Source organism: Mesorhizobium sp. WSM4847 (assembly GCF_055811335.1).
Map to the genome: position 1 here is coordinate 1 of NZ_JBVVPY010000111.1, position 559 is coordinate 559.

At 60.1% G+C, this 559-nt stretch carries 1 protein-coding gene; it reads left to right on the plus strand.

Annotated features, from left to right (window positions below; genetic code table 11):
• Positions 1-559: AMP-binding protein (locus AC0L28_RS34755; protein ID WP_473483008.1), on the plus strand; the 559-nt coding region annotated here is incomplete at both ends.

Consider the following 559-nt stretch of genomic DNA (forward strand, 5'->3'; position numbering starts at 1 on the left):
TCGCCTACATCATCTACACCTCCGGCTCCACCGGAACGCCCAAGGGCGTCATGGTAGAGCATCGCGGGCTGGTCAATCTGGGGTTGGCTCAGACCGAGCTTTTTGGCGTTGGTTCAGACAGCCGAGTGGTACAGTTCGCCTCCTTGGGTTTTGATGCCAGTGCCTGGGAAATTGTCATGGCGTTTGGCTCAGGCGCGGCCTTGCATTTGCCCGCGGATAAGCTCCGTCTGGCGAGTGCCAGGCTATCCCATTATCTGCAGAGCGAAGCCATCACCCATGCGACGTTGCCTCCGGCGCTTCTTCAGGGCAGCAGCAATGCGGGATATTTGGCGTTGCAAGCTCTCATTATCGCTGGAGAGCTGCCGAAGGCCAAACTCATTCGTCGACGGCCTGCAGCACCCATTGTCAACGCCTATGGGCCTACCGAAACGACGGTCTGCGCGACGACCTGGAAGTGCCCTGCTGATTTTGATGACGCAGTCGTCCCGATCGGCCGTCCGATCGCGAACACGCGGCTTTATCTGCTGGACGCTCATGGCGCGCCGGTTCCGTTCGGGGC